We start from the raw sequence: 15,794 nt of genomic DNA on the forward strand, positions 1-15,794 counted from the left end.
GTTTTCGGCCGGGGCCCGGGGAGGGAATCACCCTGCGGGCAGGGCGCCTTCGGCACGATTTCGCAGTGCGAGCGCGGCCGGAACGGCCGTCGACGCAGCGGCCAGTGCCGCAACTCCCGCCAGCACCAGTGCGTAACCCGCCGGTGGAATGCTGAAATCCGTCGAACCGGTCAAAGCGCCATTCGCCCCGGCGAGGCCTGCGACGGCAATCGCCGTGCCGACGGCCGAGCCGATGAGAATCGCGATGAGGGTTTCCAGATACAGCATTCGGGTGATTTGCCCCCTGGTGGCGCCGAGCAGCCGCAACAGGGCGAATTCCCGGGTGCGTTGGGCGGTGCCCATGAGCAGCCCGTTGACCACCGACACGGCGGTGAACATGATCAGGACGGAGAGGACCAGATAGGTTCCCGCGGTGTTCTGGGCGAGCGAGGTGCGGGTCCCCGCCGCATAGTCGGCGACGTCCGTCACCTTGACGGTGGGATTCTCCTTCGCCAAGGACCGTGCCGCCTGCAGGAGTTGGGACCCCTGACCCGGAGCCGCCTTGAGCAGTACGGCGTCGTCGAGCTGGTCGTGCAGATGCGGGGCGAGGTAGTCGCGGGAGAGCAGGATGTCGCCGAGCCCCAGCGGACGGTCGAAGATCGCCCCCACTTTCAGCTTCACAGGAGTGCCGTCACCGAGCCAGCCGTCGAAGGTCTCGCCGAGCTTCAGCCCTCGCTCACGGGCGTGGGTCCGGCTCACCGCCGCCGTTCCGTCCTGTGCGAGGGAGGCGAGCGCGCCTTCCCGTACGCCGACGTCGAGCACTCCGGAGGCGGCCGACGGGTCGACGCCCTGCGCGGGCAGCACATCGGGGGTGCCGAGCACATACGAGATGAAGGTGGTGGAGCGGGTGGTGGCCAGCGACGTGACCCCCTTCAGCTTTCCCGCGGCATCGGCGACACCGGGAGCCAGACCCGGCGCGTCCTTCGGCAGCAGCACCACATCGGCGCGGGTGCGCTCCTCGGTCTGGTCGGCCGTGATCCGGTTGAGGGAACCGGTGACGAGCAGCACCGTGCAGGCCATCGCCACGGTCAGCATCAGCGCGGAAGCCGTAGCGGCCACCCGCCGCACGGCGGCACGCGAGTTGGCGTGCGCGAGCCGGCCCGTCACTCCGGCGAACGCCTGCACGAGGGCGCCCAGCGGCGGCTCCAGGAGACGGGTGAGAAGAGGCCCGAGGAGCGCGCCCGCGCCCATGAACAACATGACGACCAGGTACTGGAAGGCCACCCCCACCTCCCCTCCGATGTGCTGGGTCGCCAGGAACAGCGCGATCCCGCCGCCCAGGAACAGCAGCGCGAACACGCCCCGCGTCACCGTCATGACACGGCGCGGAGCCGCCGCCTCCATCAGCGCCTCGCCCGCCCGGATCCGCGAGATCCGGACCGCCGCCGCATACCCGGCGAGCGCCGCGAGGAGCACAGTGGCCCCGGCCGCGAGCAGGAACGGCAGGGGCCCGACGACGATGTGGTACGCATCCGGCGCGACCCCCCGCGCGTGCAGCTCACCCAGGATCACCCGGGCCAGCGGCACCGCGAGCAGGAACCCGGGCACCAGACCGACCACCGTCGCGAGGAGCGTCTCCATGACGACGAGCCGCCGCACCTGCCCCGGAGTGGCACCGGCCGCCCGCAGCATCGCGATCTCCATCGTCCGCTGCAGTACGCCCAGGCCGATCGTGCCGCCCAGGACGAACACCGCGAGAAAGCCGCCGATCCCGGCCATCGGCCCGAACAGAAGGGTGGCGGAGGAGAGTTGATCGGTAGTGTCCGGCGCGCCCGCCTTCGCGCGCTTGTCGCCGGTCAGCACCTGGGCGCCCTTCACCCCGAGGTCCTTCGACAGGGTGTCGCGCAGCGCCGACGCGCTCACGCCGTCGGCGGGGAACACTCCGACGGCGGCCGCCCGGCCGTCCGATCCGGAGAGCTGCGCGGCCCTCGTACCGGTGAAGAACAGGGCCGACTGGTCGGGCAGCCCCGGGCGTCCGGCGGGCGCCGCGATCCCGGAGACCCGGAATTCCAGGGTCCCCCGCCCGGTCACCACACGCACCGCGTCCCCGACCCGCAATCCGCCGCGCGCCGCCACATCCGCGTCGACGACCACCTCGTCGTCGGCCGCCGGCGCCTTGCCCGCGCTCAGTGCGAAGGGCGTCAGCGCTGCCGCCTCCCACCCGTGCCCCTGGGTCCCGCCGTCGTCGGGACCGGCGATCGGCGTACCGTCCTTGGCCACCGCCTGCGCGTAGAAGGGCGTGTCGGCGACGACCCGCCCCACGCCCTTGACCCGCCCCACCTGCGCGACGGCCTGCGCGCTCAACAGGGGTGGCTGGTCCAGCGGATACTTCTCGTAGTCGACGTTCTGCCCGGATCCCGTGCGTACGGTCAGATCCGGATCCATCCGTACGACGGCGGCGCTCGCCCCGAACCGGTCCGTGCCCGGCACCGCCCGCAGCCCCGACTCCACCAGGACCGCGCACGCCGCGATCAGCATCGCGGCGAGCGCCGACGCGCACACCGCGCCGAAGAACCCGACCCGGTGGTGGCGCGCCCCGCCGACGGCCAGCCTCAGCACCTCAGGCCCCCAGCCGGGACATACGGTCCGCGACGCGGTTCTGGGACGGCCGGTCCATGGTGTCCACGATCGAACCGTCCGCGAGGAAGAGCACCCGGTCCGCGCGTGCCGCCGCGTTCGGATCGTGGGTGACCATCACCAGGGTCTGTCCCATGGAGTCCACGATCTCCCGCAGCAGCGAGAGCACTTCGTGCCCGGACGTCAGGTCGAGCGCCCCGGTGGGCTCGTCCGCGAACACCACCTCGGGGCGCGTTGCCAGGGCGCGGGCCACGGCGACCCGCTGCTGCTGACCGCCGGAGAGTTCGGCGGGCCGGTGCTTCAGCCGGTCGGTGAGGTGGGTCCGCTCGATCACCGTACGCACCCAGTCCCTGTCGGGTCGCCGCCTGGCGAGGCGGAACGGCAGCAGGATGTTCTCCTGCGCGCTCAGCGAAGGCACCAGGTTGAAGGCCTGGAACACAAAGCCGATCCGCTCGCGCCGCAGCAGTGTCAGCTTGCGCTCGCTCATCCTGCTGATGTCGGTCTGCCCGAGGAACACCTCGCCCGACGTGGGCTTGTCGAGCCCGGCCGCACACCGCAGGAACGTGCTCTTCCCTGAACCCGAGGGACCCATGATCGAGGTGAACGACCCGGCGGGCAGCGCCACCGAGACGCCGCGCAGCGCATGCACGGTCCCGTTGCCGCGTCCGTAGCGCCTGGTCACCTCGCGGAGATGCAGTGCGGGCGGCGCACCGGACTGGGTGGCGCGGGTCAGCTCTTCGGGGAACGCCATTGTTCTCTCACTCTCTGTCATGAATCGTGTGGGGGGTCGAGCGGTCGGTACGGGCTCATGCCGCGGACGCTGGTCCGGTACGCAACATCCGCCAGGCCGGCACCAGTGCGGACACCAGCGCGAGCGCCGTCGCGCCCGCGGCGGCCGCGATCACGAATCCGGGCGGGCCGCTGATGTGTATCGCCCCGGACAGGGCGACGCTCGTCGCGGACAGGACGACGAACGCGACGGCCCCGCCGAGCACCACCCCGCACCCGGCGATCACGGCCGACTCCCATGCCACCAGGGCCAGCACATTGCGCCGGGTGGCCCCGATCAGGCGCAGCACCGAGAACTCACCGGCCCGCACCAGCGTGGCCGTGACGAGCGCGTTCGCCAGCGCGAGCGCGGTGAACACGGCGATCAGCGCGCTGAACAGATACACCGGCCAGGTCTCCGTCACCGCGTCGGCAGCCCCTGCGGCCCGCATCGCGGCCCGGTCGGCGCCGTGGACGGTGGGCCACCGCTTGGTCAACTTGCTTACAGCACCGTCGAGTTGAGCGCCCGGTGCGGCGATCAGATACACCGCGTCGAGGACCGCGTCCGGGGTGTGGGCGCGCAGTACGGCAGCGGGCACGATCAGATCGGCGAAGCCCAGCGAGCGGTCGAAGCGCGCCCCGATCCGCAGGGTCGTCACCGTCCCGTCGGGGAGCCGCAGCTTCATGCGGTCACCGACCCGCCAGCCGTAGTCCTTCGCCTGCTCCTGGCTCACGGCGACGGCCGTCCCCGCCGCGAGCCCCCGCAGATCGCCCTCCCGTACGTGCGGCTTCAGCACCTCGCCGAAGTGCGCGTCCGCCGCGAGCGCGGGCTGGGTGGCGCTCTCCGCGTCGTCGGCGCGTACGGAGGCCCGGACCGAGGCGGTGCTCGTCGCCGAGACGGCCGCGACGCCGGGCAGCCGGGCCGCTTCCCGGGCGACCGCCGGCGGCAGTCCCGGAGCGTCCTGCGGCAGCAGCACCTGCGCGGCAGCGAGCCGCTCACCGGCCCAACTCGCCGCGACCGACTGCTGGGTGGTCTGCATCAGCAGCGCGGACGCCGTGAAACCCACCATCAGGATGATCGGCACCGCGGCGGCCGCGACCCTGCGCGGGGACGCCGCGCTGTTGGCCAGCGCGAGGCGTCCGGTGCTGGGCGCGGTCGTCCGTACGAGCAGACCCACCAGCGGCACCAGCGGCCGCACCAGCGCGGGGCCGAGCGCGGCCGCGGCGACCAGCAGCGTCAGGGCCCCGCCGAACGCGAGACCCGATCCCGCCACCCCGCCCATGCCGATCCCGAACGCGAGGAAGGCGCCCGTGAACAGCAGGAACGCGAACCCCGTCAGCAGCCGCGACCACGGCATCCGCCGGTCCGGCGCCTCCGATTCGCGCAGCGCCTCGGTGGGGGAGACCCGGGCCGCACGCCGCGCCGCCGACCACACGGCGAGCCGGGTGATGACCAGACCCGCGAGGGCGGAACCGGCCAACGGCCAGGGCCCGACCCGTACATGGAGCTCCTCCGGCGCCACCCCGATCGACACCAGGCCGCGCGCCAGCGGACCTGCGGCCAGCGCGCCGAGCGGCACGGCGACGGCCGCGCCGAGCACCGCCACCACCAGCGTCTCCCAGCCGATCATGCGCTTGACCTGCCGGGGTGTGGCGCCGACCACCCGCAGCAGCGCGATCTCGCGGTAGCGCTGCAGGACGGCGAACGCGAAACCGCTCGCCATCACGAACAGTGCGACGAACACCGCCAGTGAACCCATGCTGACGACGAACACCAGCGTGTTGATGAACAGCACGTCACTGCCCGAGAGTTCGGCCTTGTACGTGTCGGTGAGCACACTCAGCGAAGGGGAGGATCCGACCGCCGTACGTACTCGGGCGGCCAGCGCCGACGTGTCGGTCCCGGGTCGCGCGAAGACCGCGACCGCCTGCAGCCGGCCGCCGTCGGGAGCCAGTCGCAGGGCCGTCCCCGGGGCGAAGAACAGCGCGGACTGATCCTTCGTCAGGCCGGCCCGGGGCGGTGCCACGATGCCGCTCACCCGGTAACGCGCCTGTCCCTCGACGGAGTCGAGGACGGTCGCCTCGGTGCCGACCCGCAGCCCGCCGCGCTCGGCGGTCACCGCATCGACGGCGACCTCGCGCGCGCCCGTCGGCGCGCGGCCCGAGCGCAGGGCGAACGGCGTCACGCGCGCGCTGTCCCACGCATGCCCGTACGAACGGTCCCCCTCGCGCGGCGTGACCGCCGTGCCGTCGGTGCCCACGACCTGCGCGTAGAAAACCCGGTCGGGCACGACCGAGGCCACCCCGTCGACGGACCGCACCCGGTCGACCACACTCTCGGGCACCAGCGGGCGCGGGGTGAGCGCCGCGTCCAGGTCGCCGAACCCCGCCGGGTGCCCGCGGTTGTCCAGACCCACCGCGGGATCACCCACCACCACCGCGTCCGCCGCCGCGAACCGGTCCGCCTCACCGTGCCCGCGCAGCGCCGATTCGAGCAGGATCCCCGCCGAGGTGAGCAGTACCAGCGACAGGATCACCGAGGCCAGCGACCCGAGGAACAGCGCACGCCGCGTGCGTACCGTACTGAAGGCAAGCCGCAGCACCGAAAACTCCCCTCCCCCTCCGAGCAGAAGACTCCAGGTTCGCTCGACGCCCTGTCCAAACTCTGTCCGTGCTCTGTCCGCAGTAGCGCCCCTCGTCCAATGGGACGACGACACCTGCGACTTGGGCGTGATCCAATGGTCACGTGGAGTTCCACTTACTTGGTGACATCGCTGTCCTGGACCCGTACGGCGCACCCCTGGCGATCCCCGGGGCGCGTCCGAAGATGCTGCTCGCGCTCCTGTTGCTGCACGCCCCTTCATGGGTCAGCAGCGGGCGCATCCTGGACGAGTTGTGGACCGGAGGCGCTCCTGCCAAGGACCCGGTCGCGGCTCTGCACACGGCCGTCGCCAAACTCCGCCGCGGACTGCGTCCGCACGGAGGCGAACTGCTGCACACGGGGCGTGCGGGCTACCGTCTCGACCTCGCCGAGCACACCCTCGACATCCGCAGTCTCGAGGCCGAGCTCTCCCATGCGCGCTCCGTCCCCGAGCCCGACCAGCGGGCCGCGCTCCTGCGTTCCGCGCTGAAGCGGCACCCCGGCATCCCGCTCGCCGGATTCGAGCCCCTGCCGTTCGTCCAGCAGGAGCGCGCCCGCCTCGAAGCCCTGCGCCTGGCCGCGCTCGAGGACCGTGCCGACGCCGAACTCTCCGTCGCCGCACGCCAGTCGGGTGTCGGCGCGTTCACGGACCCGTACGATCTCGTCGCCGCCCTGCGCACCGGCGTACGCGAGGAGCCCGGCCGCGAACGGCTGCACGCCCTGCTGATCCGCGCCCTGCAGCTGTGCGGCCGCCAGACCGAGGCGCTGGAGGCCTACCAGCAGGTGCGGGTCGGCCTCCGCGACCGTCTCGGCATCGAACCGGGCCCCGAACTGCGTGCCGCACAGCGCGCCGTGCTCCGGGGGATCGAAACGCCTCCGATGGCCGCCGTCACCGCCCACGACAGCGCCGAACCCCGCGAGTCGTTCATCGGACGGCGCCATGAACTCGACGATCTCAAGACGAAGTTGACCACCTCGCGGCTCGTCACCCTCGTCGGTGCGGGCGGTATCGGCAAGACCAGTCTCGCCCTCGCCGCCGCCGCATGGGAACGGGAGGCGGGCGCCACCGTCTGGTGGACCGACCTCGTCCCCTGCACCCCCGACGACGTGCCGGCGGCGGTCGGAGCCGCCGCAGGCGTGGGTCCTGGTTCCCTTCCCGCCGAGTTGCTGGTCGAGCGGCTGACGGCGTCCGTCGGCCGCGCCAGGCACCCACTGCTCCTGCTCGACAACTGCGAACACGTCCTCGCGGCCTGCGCCGACCTCGTCGTACGCCTCCTCGACAGCCACCCCGGCCTGCGCATCCTCGCCACCAGCCGCGAGCGGCTCGGCGCCGCGGGCGAAGCCGTCGTCGTCCTGCGGCCCATGACCGAACCCGACGCGGCGGCGCTCTTCCTCGCCCGCCTCGCCTGGCTCTCGCCGCGCGCCGCCGAAGCAGCCACCCCGGACGACATCACAGCCGTCTGCAACGCCGTCGACCGGCTGCCGCTCGGCATCGAACTCGTCGCCGCGAAGGCAGGCTCCGCGCCCATCCCCGCCATCGTCGACCAGATCGGCTCCCGGCGCGGAATGCTGGAAGTGCGGCTGCGCTCCGCCGACTTCCGGCACGACACCCTGCGCGCCGCCGTCGACTGGAGCTTCCGGCTGCTGGCACCCGAGGAACAGGCCGCCCTGCGCGCCCTGTCCGTGTTCAGCACCGCCTTCACACCCGGGGCCGCCGACGCCGTCGCGGGCCCCGGCACGGCCGACATCCTCGCCGACCTCGCCGACAAGTCACTCCTCGTCTTCGAACCCGAAGTGAACCTGTCCCGCTACCGGATGCTGGTCCCCGTACGCCAGTACGCCCGGGCCGCACTCGCCGCGTCCGGCGACGAGGAGGCGATACTGCACCGGCACGGCACCTGGGTCGCCTGCCTGGCCGACCGCGCCGCCGACCGCATCCGCTCGGGCGGCGCCGGCGAGGCCTTCGCCGCCGTCACCGCAGCCTTCCCCGAAGTCACGGCCGCACTCGACTGGCTGCAGAGCGGCACCGACCCCGCACGCCTGGAACTCGCCTCGCGCGCCGCCACCCGGCTTTCCCTCTACTGGCTCGCCTCGGGCCGCCGCGAAGAGGGCCACCGGCGGCTCGTACGCGCACTGGAGACCACCACCGACGCATCGCCCTGGTACGCCGAGGCCCTCGCCTGGTGCGCCTGGCTCGGCACCAACGCCCGTCAGGCGGAGATGAGTTCCCACGCCGATCTGCTGCGCCGCGCGCTCGCCGCCGCCGAGGCCCGGGGCGACGCCGCTGCCCTCACCCTGGTCGGGGCCCTCGCCCTCACGACCCATCTGCGGTGTGAACGCCCCGACGAGGCCCGCGCGGTCGCCGAACGCACCGAAGGCGCCCTCGACGACCGGCACCATCGCTGGGAGACCGGCGTGTGGCAGCTCTTCCACAGCGAACTGCTGGTTACCGGCGACGACCCCGAGGCCGCCCTCAAATCCGCCGTCACCGCCCGCGAGACGCTCACCGGCCTCGACCCGCACTCCGCGGCAACGGCCCACATCATGACGGGCATCGCCCACGAACGCCTCGGCCGCAGCGGTACCGCCGTGCACTACTGGCGCGCCGCGTACGACGAACTGACCATGATCGGCGCCGAGCACGAGGCCGCGTACGTCCTCGCCATCCTCGCCTGCGCCGCCGCCGGCGACCACGACTGGCCGACCGCCATGTCCACCGCCGACGACCTCGCGCAGTACGCGGCCGACAGCGGCGAGCGGTATCTGCAGGCCACGGCCGACACGATCCACGCCCTCGCCGCCCGCGCCCGGGGCGACGTGAAGGTGGCGGAGCGCCTTCACCGCACGGCGGTCGAGCGCTACACCGCGGCCCAGCGCCCGGAGTGCGCGGCCCACGACCTCGCGATGCTCGCGCGCCTCGCCGCCGAGGCGGGAGACCTCGTGCTCGCCCAGGTACGAGCCGAACAAGCTCTGCGGGACGCCCGCGAATCGGGTCGCCCGCAGTCCGAGATCCTGCCCCTGCGGTGCCTGATCCCCCTGCGCGAAGACCACCCCGACAATCCGGCCCTGCGCACGCGCCTCGCCGAACTCACCGCGGGGCCCGCCCTCCACCGCACCACCGAGTGCCCCTTCCATCTCGCCGTCACGGCACTGGACTGACACGGTCAAGGAGGCGGCGGCGCCTCGCGGGCCATTCGTTTCTCCTCGCGCCGCTGGGCCCGGCGGCGCAGGAAGCGGCGGATGCGCCGGATCAGGAAGAACAGCACCACCAGGCCGATGACGAGCAGCACCGCGGCGATCGTCGCGGCCGCCTTCGGATAGAACATCGCGAACGTCACGATGCCGCCCACCCCGAGGTCCTCGGCCGTGCTCATGACGACGTTCGAGAACGGCTCGGGCGAGGTGTTGATCGCCATCCGGGTGCCGGCCTTCACGGTGTGGCTGGCCAGCGCCGTGGAGCCGCCGACCGCGCCCGCCGCCAGGTCGGAGAGCGAACCGCTCTGCCCGGCGAGCAGGGCACCCACGACCGCGCCCGACACCGGGCGGATCACGGTGTGCACCGTGTCCCACGCCGAGTCCACGTACGGGATCTTGTCGGCGACGGCCTCGCAGAGGAAGAGCACCGCGGCCACGATCAGGACGTCCGGGCGCTGCAGCGACTCGGGGACCTCGTCGGTGATCCCGGTCGCGCCGAAGAGGCCGAGCAGCAGGACCACCGCGTACGCGTTGATGCCGCTCGCCCAGCCGCTGGTGAAGACCAGGGGCAGTACGGACACGGACAAGAGCGTATCCAGTGAGCGGGCTCCGCGCCTGGGCTCCCGCGGTCACTCGCCCGCGGTCACGGCCCTGAGCTCGGCCAGCGACTCCCGTACGTACTCCACCAGATCCCGCTCCCCGCTGTCGCCGACCCAGCGCTCGAACCCGACCCTGAAGACGGCCATGCCCGCCTCCGCCGTCAGGGCGGCGGCCGGGTCCCTGACGCCTCGCCGGCGCAGGGTGGCGGCGAGTGCGGCGGAGAGCGAGGCGAGTTTGATCAGCTCGCGCTCGCGCAGCTCCGTGCTGGCCATGATGACGGCCTGGCGGCGGCGGGCGAACTCGTGACGCTCCAGGAAGAGGGCCGCTGCCGCCTCCAGCGTCGTGGCCATCGCGTCGATCGGCGAAGCCTTCTCCGGGGCGTCGGCGAGGGCGTCGACGAAGACCTGCTCGAACTCGTGGGCGTTCCCGAAGAGCACCTCGCGCTTGTCCGCGTAGTGCCGGAAGAAGGTCCGCTCCGTGAGCTCCGCGCGTTCGGCGATCTGGGCGGCGGTGGTCTGCTCGAACCCGCGCTCGCCGAAGAGATCCAGTGCCGCCTGCTCAAGACGTCCGCGCGCGTCCGGTTTCCATCGACCCATGGGTCCGATCCTACGTGATGACAGTCACTGACATGGAGTGCTACGGTTGATGACAGTTGCTGACATCGGCTCCTGTGCGGAGGTTTCTCCCATGCGTGTATTCATCACCGGCGCGTCCGGCTGGATCGGTTCCGCCGTCGTGCCCGAGCTCATCGGGGCCGGTCACCGGGTCGTCGGGCTCGCCCGCTCCGACGCCTCGGCCGCCGCCCTGACCGAGGCAGGCGCCGAGGTGGTCCTCGGCACCCTCGACGACCTCGACACCCTGCGCGGCGCGGCCGCCGCCTCCGACGGCGTGATCCACCTCGCCTTCAAGCACGACATCGCCTTCAGTGGCGGCTTCGAGGAGGCCGCCGCGGCGGACCGGCGTGCCATCGACGCCCTCGGCGAGGCGCTGGCCGGCTCCGACCGGCCCTTCCTCATCGCTTCGGGTACGGGAGGGCTGACGCCGGGGCGGCTCGCGACCGAGCAGGACGGCCGGACGCCCGCATCGCTCGGCGCCCACCTGGCCGGCGCCCCGGCCCAGCGGCTGGCCAACGCGCACGCGACGCTGGCGCTCGCGGACCGAGGCGTCCGCGCGTCGGTCGTACGGCTTCCCCCGACCGTGCACGGCGACGGGGACCAGGGCTTCGTCGCCACCCTGGTCGCCACCGCCCGCGACAAGGGCGTCTCCAGTTACATCGGCGACGGCGCCAACCGCTGGCCCGCCGTGCACCGTTCCGACGCGGCGCACCTCTTCCGGCTGGCGCTGGAGAACGCCCCGGCCGGTTCCGTCCTGCACGCCGTCGGGGACGAAGGAGTGCCGATCCGCGCCGTCGCCGAGGTCATCGGACGCCAACTGGACCTGCCCGTCGCCCCGGTCGCACCCGACGACGCGGCCGCGCACTTCGGCTGGCTGGCCGCCTTCCTCGGCCTGGACACGCCTGCCTCCAGTGCGTACACCCGTGAACTGCTGGGCTGGGAGCCGGTCGGGCCCGGGCTCGTCGAGGACCTCGACAAGGGCCACTACTTCGCCGCCCCGTCCGCCTGACCGCTCTCAGGGGGCGAGGGACCGCCAGATCCGCTCGGGCAGGACGCGTGCGGCCTCGTCCAGGTCGACGTCGCCGACACCGGACAGCCAGCGGCGCGCGGTCGCGACGACGGGCCCCATCACCAGCCCCTCGATCAAGGGCACGGGCAGCACGGCGAGTTCACCCGAATCGATGTGCTGCTGCACCCAGGCGGCCAGTGGCGACAGCCTCGCCTCCTGGGCGTCGCGGAGCGCCCTGGCCTGGGCCATGCCGAGGCGGTCGGCGTACGAGGAGTGCAGAAGCCCGGCGGCGTCCGGGTGCTCCTGGACGAAGGCCAGATAGCTCCGTACGAGAGCACGGATGCCGGTCCTGGCCGTACGGGAACGCTCCACGGCCGCGCCCAGGTCGGCCAGGAGGCGGCCGAGCCAGCGCAGCAACAGCGCGTTCATGAGGCCGTCGACGCTCCCGAAGTGGTGGTAGAGGCTGCCGAGACTGACACCGCTGGCCCGGGTGAGGGCGCTGACAGTGACGCCCTGCTCGCCGGACTCGGCGTACACACGGAGTGCGGCGTCCAGGAGGCGGTCGGCGGTTTCCTCGCCGCGTTGCTGCTTGGGACTCATGGTGGTGATCAGAGTAGAGGAGTAGAACGCTTTTCTAGAAAGATCTTCCAATGCGTGGGGTCGATGGGTCAGACTGGCCCGGTGTCCCGGGCCTGCGTCCGTCTGTGCGGACCGGGGGGAGCGCACAGGCCGGCGCAGGTCAGGGACCGGCGGGGCAGGTTCCGTCCCGTCCATGTACTGCGCGGCTTTGTCCATGGCCGTCGCCGCCCCCGTCGGCCGAGACTGGTCCTCCGAGCCGAGAGGACCGCATTCCGCCATGACCGCACCGCCCCGCCAGACCGTCCTGCTGATGACCGACGCCACCCGCTGGGACATGCTCGGCAGCTACCGCGAGACCGGGGTCCGCACCCCGCACCTCGACCGGCTGGCCGCCACCGGCACCCGCTTCGAGCGCGCGTACACCACCCAGCCCGTGTGCGCGCCCGCCCGCTCGGCGCTCTTCACCGGCACCTGGCCGCACTCCAACGGCACCTGGTCCAACAGCCTCGCGCCGGGCCTCGGCGTCCCCACCCTCGGACAGCGGCTCGGCGCGCACGACATCGCCGCCGGATACATCGGCAAGTGGCATCTCGACGGCACCGACTACTTCGGCAACGGCCGCTGCCCGGACGGCTGGGACCCCGAGTACTGGTACGACATGCGCCGCTATCTCGAGGAGCTCACCCCCGAGGAGCGGCTCGCCTCCCGGGACCCGGACACCGTGGACGACCCGGGCGTGGAGAGCGGGTTCACGTACGCCCACCGCTGCACGGAGCGGGCCATGGACTTCATCGAGCAGCACAGCGACGAGGACTTCCTGCTCGTGGTGTCGTACGACGAACCGCACGACCCGGGCATCACACCGCCCGAATTCGCCGACCGTTACCGGGACTTCGTCTTCCCCCACGACGAGAACGTGCTCGACGGTCTGGAGGGCAAGCCCGAGCACCAGCGCGTGTGGGCGGGGCCGCGGCTGGCCGAGGACCGCTCCGGCGGGTACGAGCGCCGCGACGCCCGCTACTTCGCGGCGCAGGAGTTCGTGGACAGTCAGCTGGGCCGGGTCCTCGACGCGGTCGATCTCCATGCACCAGGTGCGCTGGTGATCTACACCTCCGACCACGGCGACATGCTCGGCTCGCACCGGCTGCACGCCAAGGGCCCTGCCATGTACGACGAGATCGCCCGGGTGCCGCTGCTGATCAGACTGCCCGGCACCACCGTCCCCGGCACGGTCGGCCCGCATCCGGTCTCGCACATCGACCTCGCCCCCACCGTGCTCGCCCACGCGGGCATGGAGATCCCGGAGTTCCTGGCGGGCCGGAGCCTGCTGCCCGCGCTCGCCGACGCGGAGCACCGGGTGAATGCCGAGATCTTCGTGGAGTTCGGGCGGTACGAGGTCGACCACGACGGGTTCGGCGGCTTCCAGCCGATGCGCGGAGTCTTCGACGGCCGGTACAAGCTGGTCGTCAATCTGCTGTCGGACGACGAGTTGTACGACCTCGCCGAGGACCCCGGCGAGCTCCGCAACCTGATCGGCCATCCGGCGCACTCGGGGCCGCGCGACCGGCTGCACGACCGTCTCCTGGAGTGGATGAACGAGACCCGGGACCCGTTCCGGGGCACGTACTGGGAGCGCAGGCCCTGGCGCGCGGACGCCCGCGAGGCGACCTGGGCGTACGACGGGATGACCCGAGGGCGCCCCGCCGACCCCGGTCACCAGCCCCGGCAGCTGGACTACGCCACGGGTCTGGAGGCGACGGAGGCCGTCCGCCGCAAGGAGGCTCCGCGCGTCACTTCTTAGGCCCGGTCCGGGGCGGCCGTACGGGCCTGCGCGCCGCCCCTGCCGAGGAGTTCGGCCAGGCCGCGGCGGGTCGCGGCCAGCACCACGCGGTCCTCGGGGCGCAGGACATAGGTGCCGGGGAGGTCCCAGACCAGGGTGCGCGGGCGCGAAGTGCCGTGCTGGGTCCGCAGGTCGGGGGCGCGGTCGGCGGGGGCCGCGGTGTCCAGGGCGAGGATGCGCCAGACGCCGGGGCGGAACGCCTCCGCGACCGTACGGCCCTCCAGCTGGGGGTGGCCCGCCACGTCCACCGCCGCGAAGAGCAGCACTTTGCGCTCCACCGGTATGGCGCCCAGGATGTGACGGCCCATCATGGCCCCGGCGAAGGCGGGCGCGGCGAGGTGGGAGACGCTGCGGCTGCGGGTGAGGGCCCCGGGGTGTGCGGCGCGCAGGGTGCGGAAGACCGCCGTGGCGAAGTCGTCGTCGTACAGGCGCATGACGACGCGCAGTTCGGGATCGAGCGAGCGGGCGACGAGCGACGCCTCCAGGTTGGTGGTGTCGGAGCTGGTGAGGGCGAGCAGGGCGTGTGCCCGGTGGACGCGGGCCGCCTCCAGGACTCCCTCCTGGGTGACGTCGCCGATGACGGTGGGGACGCGGAGATGGCGTGCGAGACCGACGCCGCGGGCCTCCGGGTCGGCCTCCACGCAGACGACGGGGATGTCGAGTTCGTGCAGCCGCAGCAGGACGCGGGAGCCGATCTTCCCGAGGCCCAGCAGGACGACATGGCCGGAGAGCCGGCGCGAGGGGCGCAGCAGCGCGGAGCTGGAGCGGAAGGTGCCGAGGCCCTCCAGGACGGCGGCGATCAGGACCGGCAGGAGCAGCAGGCCGGTCAGGCCCGAACAGAGCTGCAGGATCTGGCGGCTGAGGGGCTCGTCGACGGCCGGGTCGCCGATCGCGAAGATGTCCAGGAGCGTGAGGTAGGCGGCGTGCAGGAAGTGGTTGTTGTCGGAGGAGGTCAGCCAGGAGGCGATGGTCAGGCCCAGGACGGCCGCGGTGATCCCGGCGAACGACCAGCGCAGCCGGCGCGAGAAGAGCCGGCCCAGCGGGACGCCGCGGTCGGTGAGGCGCGCGGCGGGCTGGGCGGGGCCCGGGCGGGAGACGGCCTCCAGGACCACGGTGCCGCGCCCGGTCGCGGAGGCCACCGTGGCTTCGTCGGGGAGGAGTTGGGGTCCGTCGGCGCCGCTGCCCTCCGCGCCTTCCGAGCCGGCCGGGTTCACCGCGGTCGAGGAGAGCAGGGCGAGCGTGTACAGACCCGGATCGGCGCTCACGCCGGGCTCGGGCGGGGACCGGTCGGCCGCCCGCAGCAGTACGCCGTCGGCCTGGACGACCTTGCTGGTGCCGGCCACCGCGGAGGCCGCCAGAGCGGGGGCGGCGGTGTCCGCGTCGGACAGGACCGTGGTCGACCTGTCGAGCACCGCCCGGTCGAGATCCGGGTCGGCGAGCGCCGCGGCCTGGTCGAGGACCTCCGACAGGTACTGCCCCAGCCTGCGGTTGTAGAGGCGGATCACCAGCCGCAGACGGGGGTTGAGACGGCGGGCGATCAGCGCCCCGCGGATGTTGGTCTCGTCGTCCTCGTAGACGAGCGCCAGCGCGGCGGCCCGGCCGACCCCGGCCGCGATCAGCACCTCGTCGGTCGGCTCGGTCGCCTCGGGGGCCGGTGCGGCGGCAGGGGTCTCGTCCGTACGGTTCGGCTCCGTACGGTTCATCACAGCCGACACCCGGCCGAGGAGAGCCGAGGCCCTGGCGCGCCCGGTCAACGGCAGCTGCGCCAGGGAGGTTTCGGCCAGCGGCGGTACGACGAGGGTCACCTGTTCCCGGTACACCTCGCGCAGTTCGGCCGCGAGCCGGTGGGCGAGGGTGTCGTCGCCGCAGACGACCATGTGGCCCGTGGGGTCTGCGGGGCCTGCCGGCTGCTGCTGGTGCGGAAGTGAGGAC

Annotated in this window: 10 protein-coding genes; 3 read left to right on the forward strand and 7 right to left on the reverse strand. The window is 72.8% G+C overall.

Annotation, left to right across the window (positions count from 1 at the left end):
• Nucleotides 1–27: 27 nt before the first annotated feature.
• The 3 genes from OG707_RS31005 to OG707_RS31015 are packed head-to-tail and all read right to left on the reverse strand — an operon-like array spanning nucleotide 28 to nucleotide 5,987.
• Nucleotides 28–2,598, reverse strand: coding sequence for an FtsX-like permease family protein (locus OG707_RS31005; protein WP_329124139.1), 2,571 nt, complete (start codon nucleotides 2,596–2,598; stop codon nucleotides 28–30).
• Between the two features lies 1 nt (nucleotide 2,599).
• Nucleotides 2,600–3,367: an ABC transporter ATP-binding protein gene (locus OG707_RS31010; RefSeq protein WP_329124141.1), complete on the reverse strand. Its 768-nt coding sequence runs from the start codon at nucleotides 3,365–3,367 to the stop codon at nucleotides 2,600–2,602.
• 55 nt (nucleotides 3,368–3,422) lie between these two features.
• Nucleotides 3,423–5,987, reverse strand: coding sequence for an FtsX-like permease family protein (locus tag OG707_RS31015; protein ID WP_329124143.1), 2,565 nt, complete (start codon nucleotides 5,985–5,987; stop codon nucleotides 3,423–3,425).
• Nucleotides 5,988–6,130: 143 nt separating this feature from the next.
• Here OG707_RS31015 and OG707_RS31020 point away from each other — a divergent pair, with 143 nt between their 5' ends.
• Nucleotides 6,131–9,184 (forward strand): ATP-binding protein, encoded by a 3,054-nt coding sequence (locus tag OG707_RS31020; protein WP_329124145.1) that lies wholly within the window; start codon nucleotides 6,131–6,133, stop codon nucleotides 9,182–9,184.
• A 5-nt stretch (nucleotides 9,185–9,189) separates the two neighbouring features.
• Here the strand turns inward: OG707_RS31020 and OG707_RS31025 are convergent, their stop codons facing one another.
• Nucleotides 9,190–9,801 carry a DUF4126 domain-containing protein gene (locus OG707_RS31025; protein WP_329124147.1) on the reverse strand — a complete coding sequence of 204 codons (612 nt, stop codon included), beginning with the start codon at nucleotides 9,799–9,801 and terminating at the stop codon, nucleotides 9,190–9,192.
• 48 nt (nucleotides 9,802–9,849) lie between these two features.
• Nucleotides 9,850–10,416, reverse strand: a complete 567-nt coding sequence (locus OG707_RS31030) for a TetR family transcriptional regulator (protein ID WP_329124149.1) — start codon at nucleotides 10,414–10,416, stop codon at nucleotides 9,850–9,852.
• A 91-nt stretch (nucleotides 10,417–10,507) separates the two neighbouring features.
• Here OG707_RS31030 and OG707_RS31035 point away from each other — a divergent pair, with 91 nt between their 5' ends.
• A complete protein-coding gene (locus OG707_RS31035; RefSeq protein ID WP_329124151.1) occupies nucleotides 10,508–11,443 on the forward strand; it encodes an SDR family oxidoreductase in 936 nt (311 codons plus the stop codon).
• Nucleotides 11,444–11,449: 6 nt separating this feature from the next.
• Here OG707_RS31035 and OG707_RS31040 read toward each other — a convergent pair whose 3' ends face one another.
• Nucleotides 11,450–12,043 (reverse strand): TetR/AcrR family transcriptional regulator, encoded by a 594-nt coding sequence (locus tag OG707_RS31040; RefSeq protein WP_329124153.1) that lies wholly within the window; start codon nucleotides 12,041–12,043, stop codon nucleotides 11,450–11,452.
• A 256-nt stretch (nucleotides 12,044–12,299) separates the two neighbouring features.
• Between OG707_RS31040 and OG707_RS31045 the strand changes: the two genes are divergently transcribed.
• Nucleotides 12,300–13,823, forward strand: a complete 1,524-nt coding sequence (locus OG707_RS31045) for a sulfatase-like hydrolase/transferase (protein WP_329124155.1) — start codon at nucleotides 12,300–12,302, stop codon at nucleotides 13,821–13,823.
• Here the strand turns inward: OG707_RS31045 and OG707_RS31050 are convergent.
• Nucleotides 13,820–15,739, reverse strand: coding sequence for an NAD-binding protein (locus OG707_RS31050; RefSeq protein WP_329128073.1), 1,920 nt, complete (start codon nucleotides 15,737–15,739; stop codon nucleotides 13,820–13,822). The genes OG707_RS31045 and OG707_RS31050 overlap by 4 nt on opposite strands.
• Nucleotides 15,740–15,794 lie beyond the last annotated feature (55 nt).

It is taken from the genome of Streptomyces sp. NBC_01465, assembly GCF_036227325.1.
Taxonomy (GTDB): domain Bacteria; phylum Actinomycetota; class Actinomycetes; order Streptomycetales; family Streptomycetaceae; genus Streptomyces.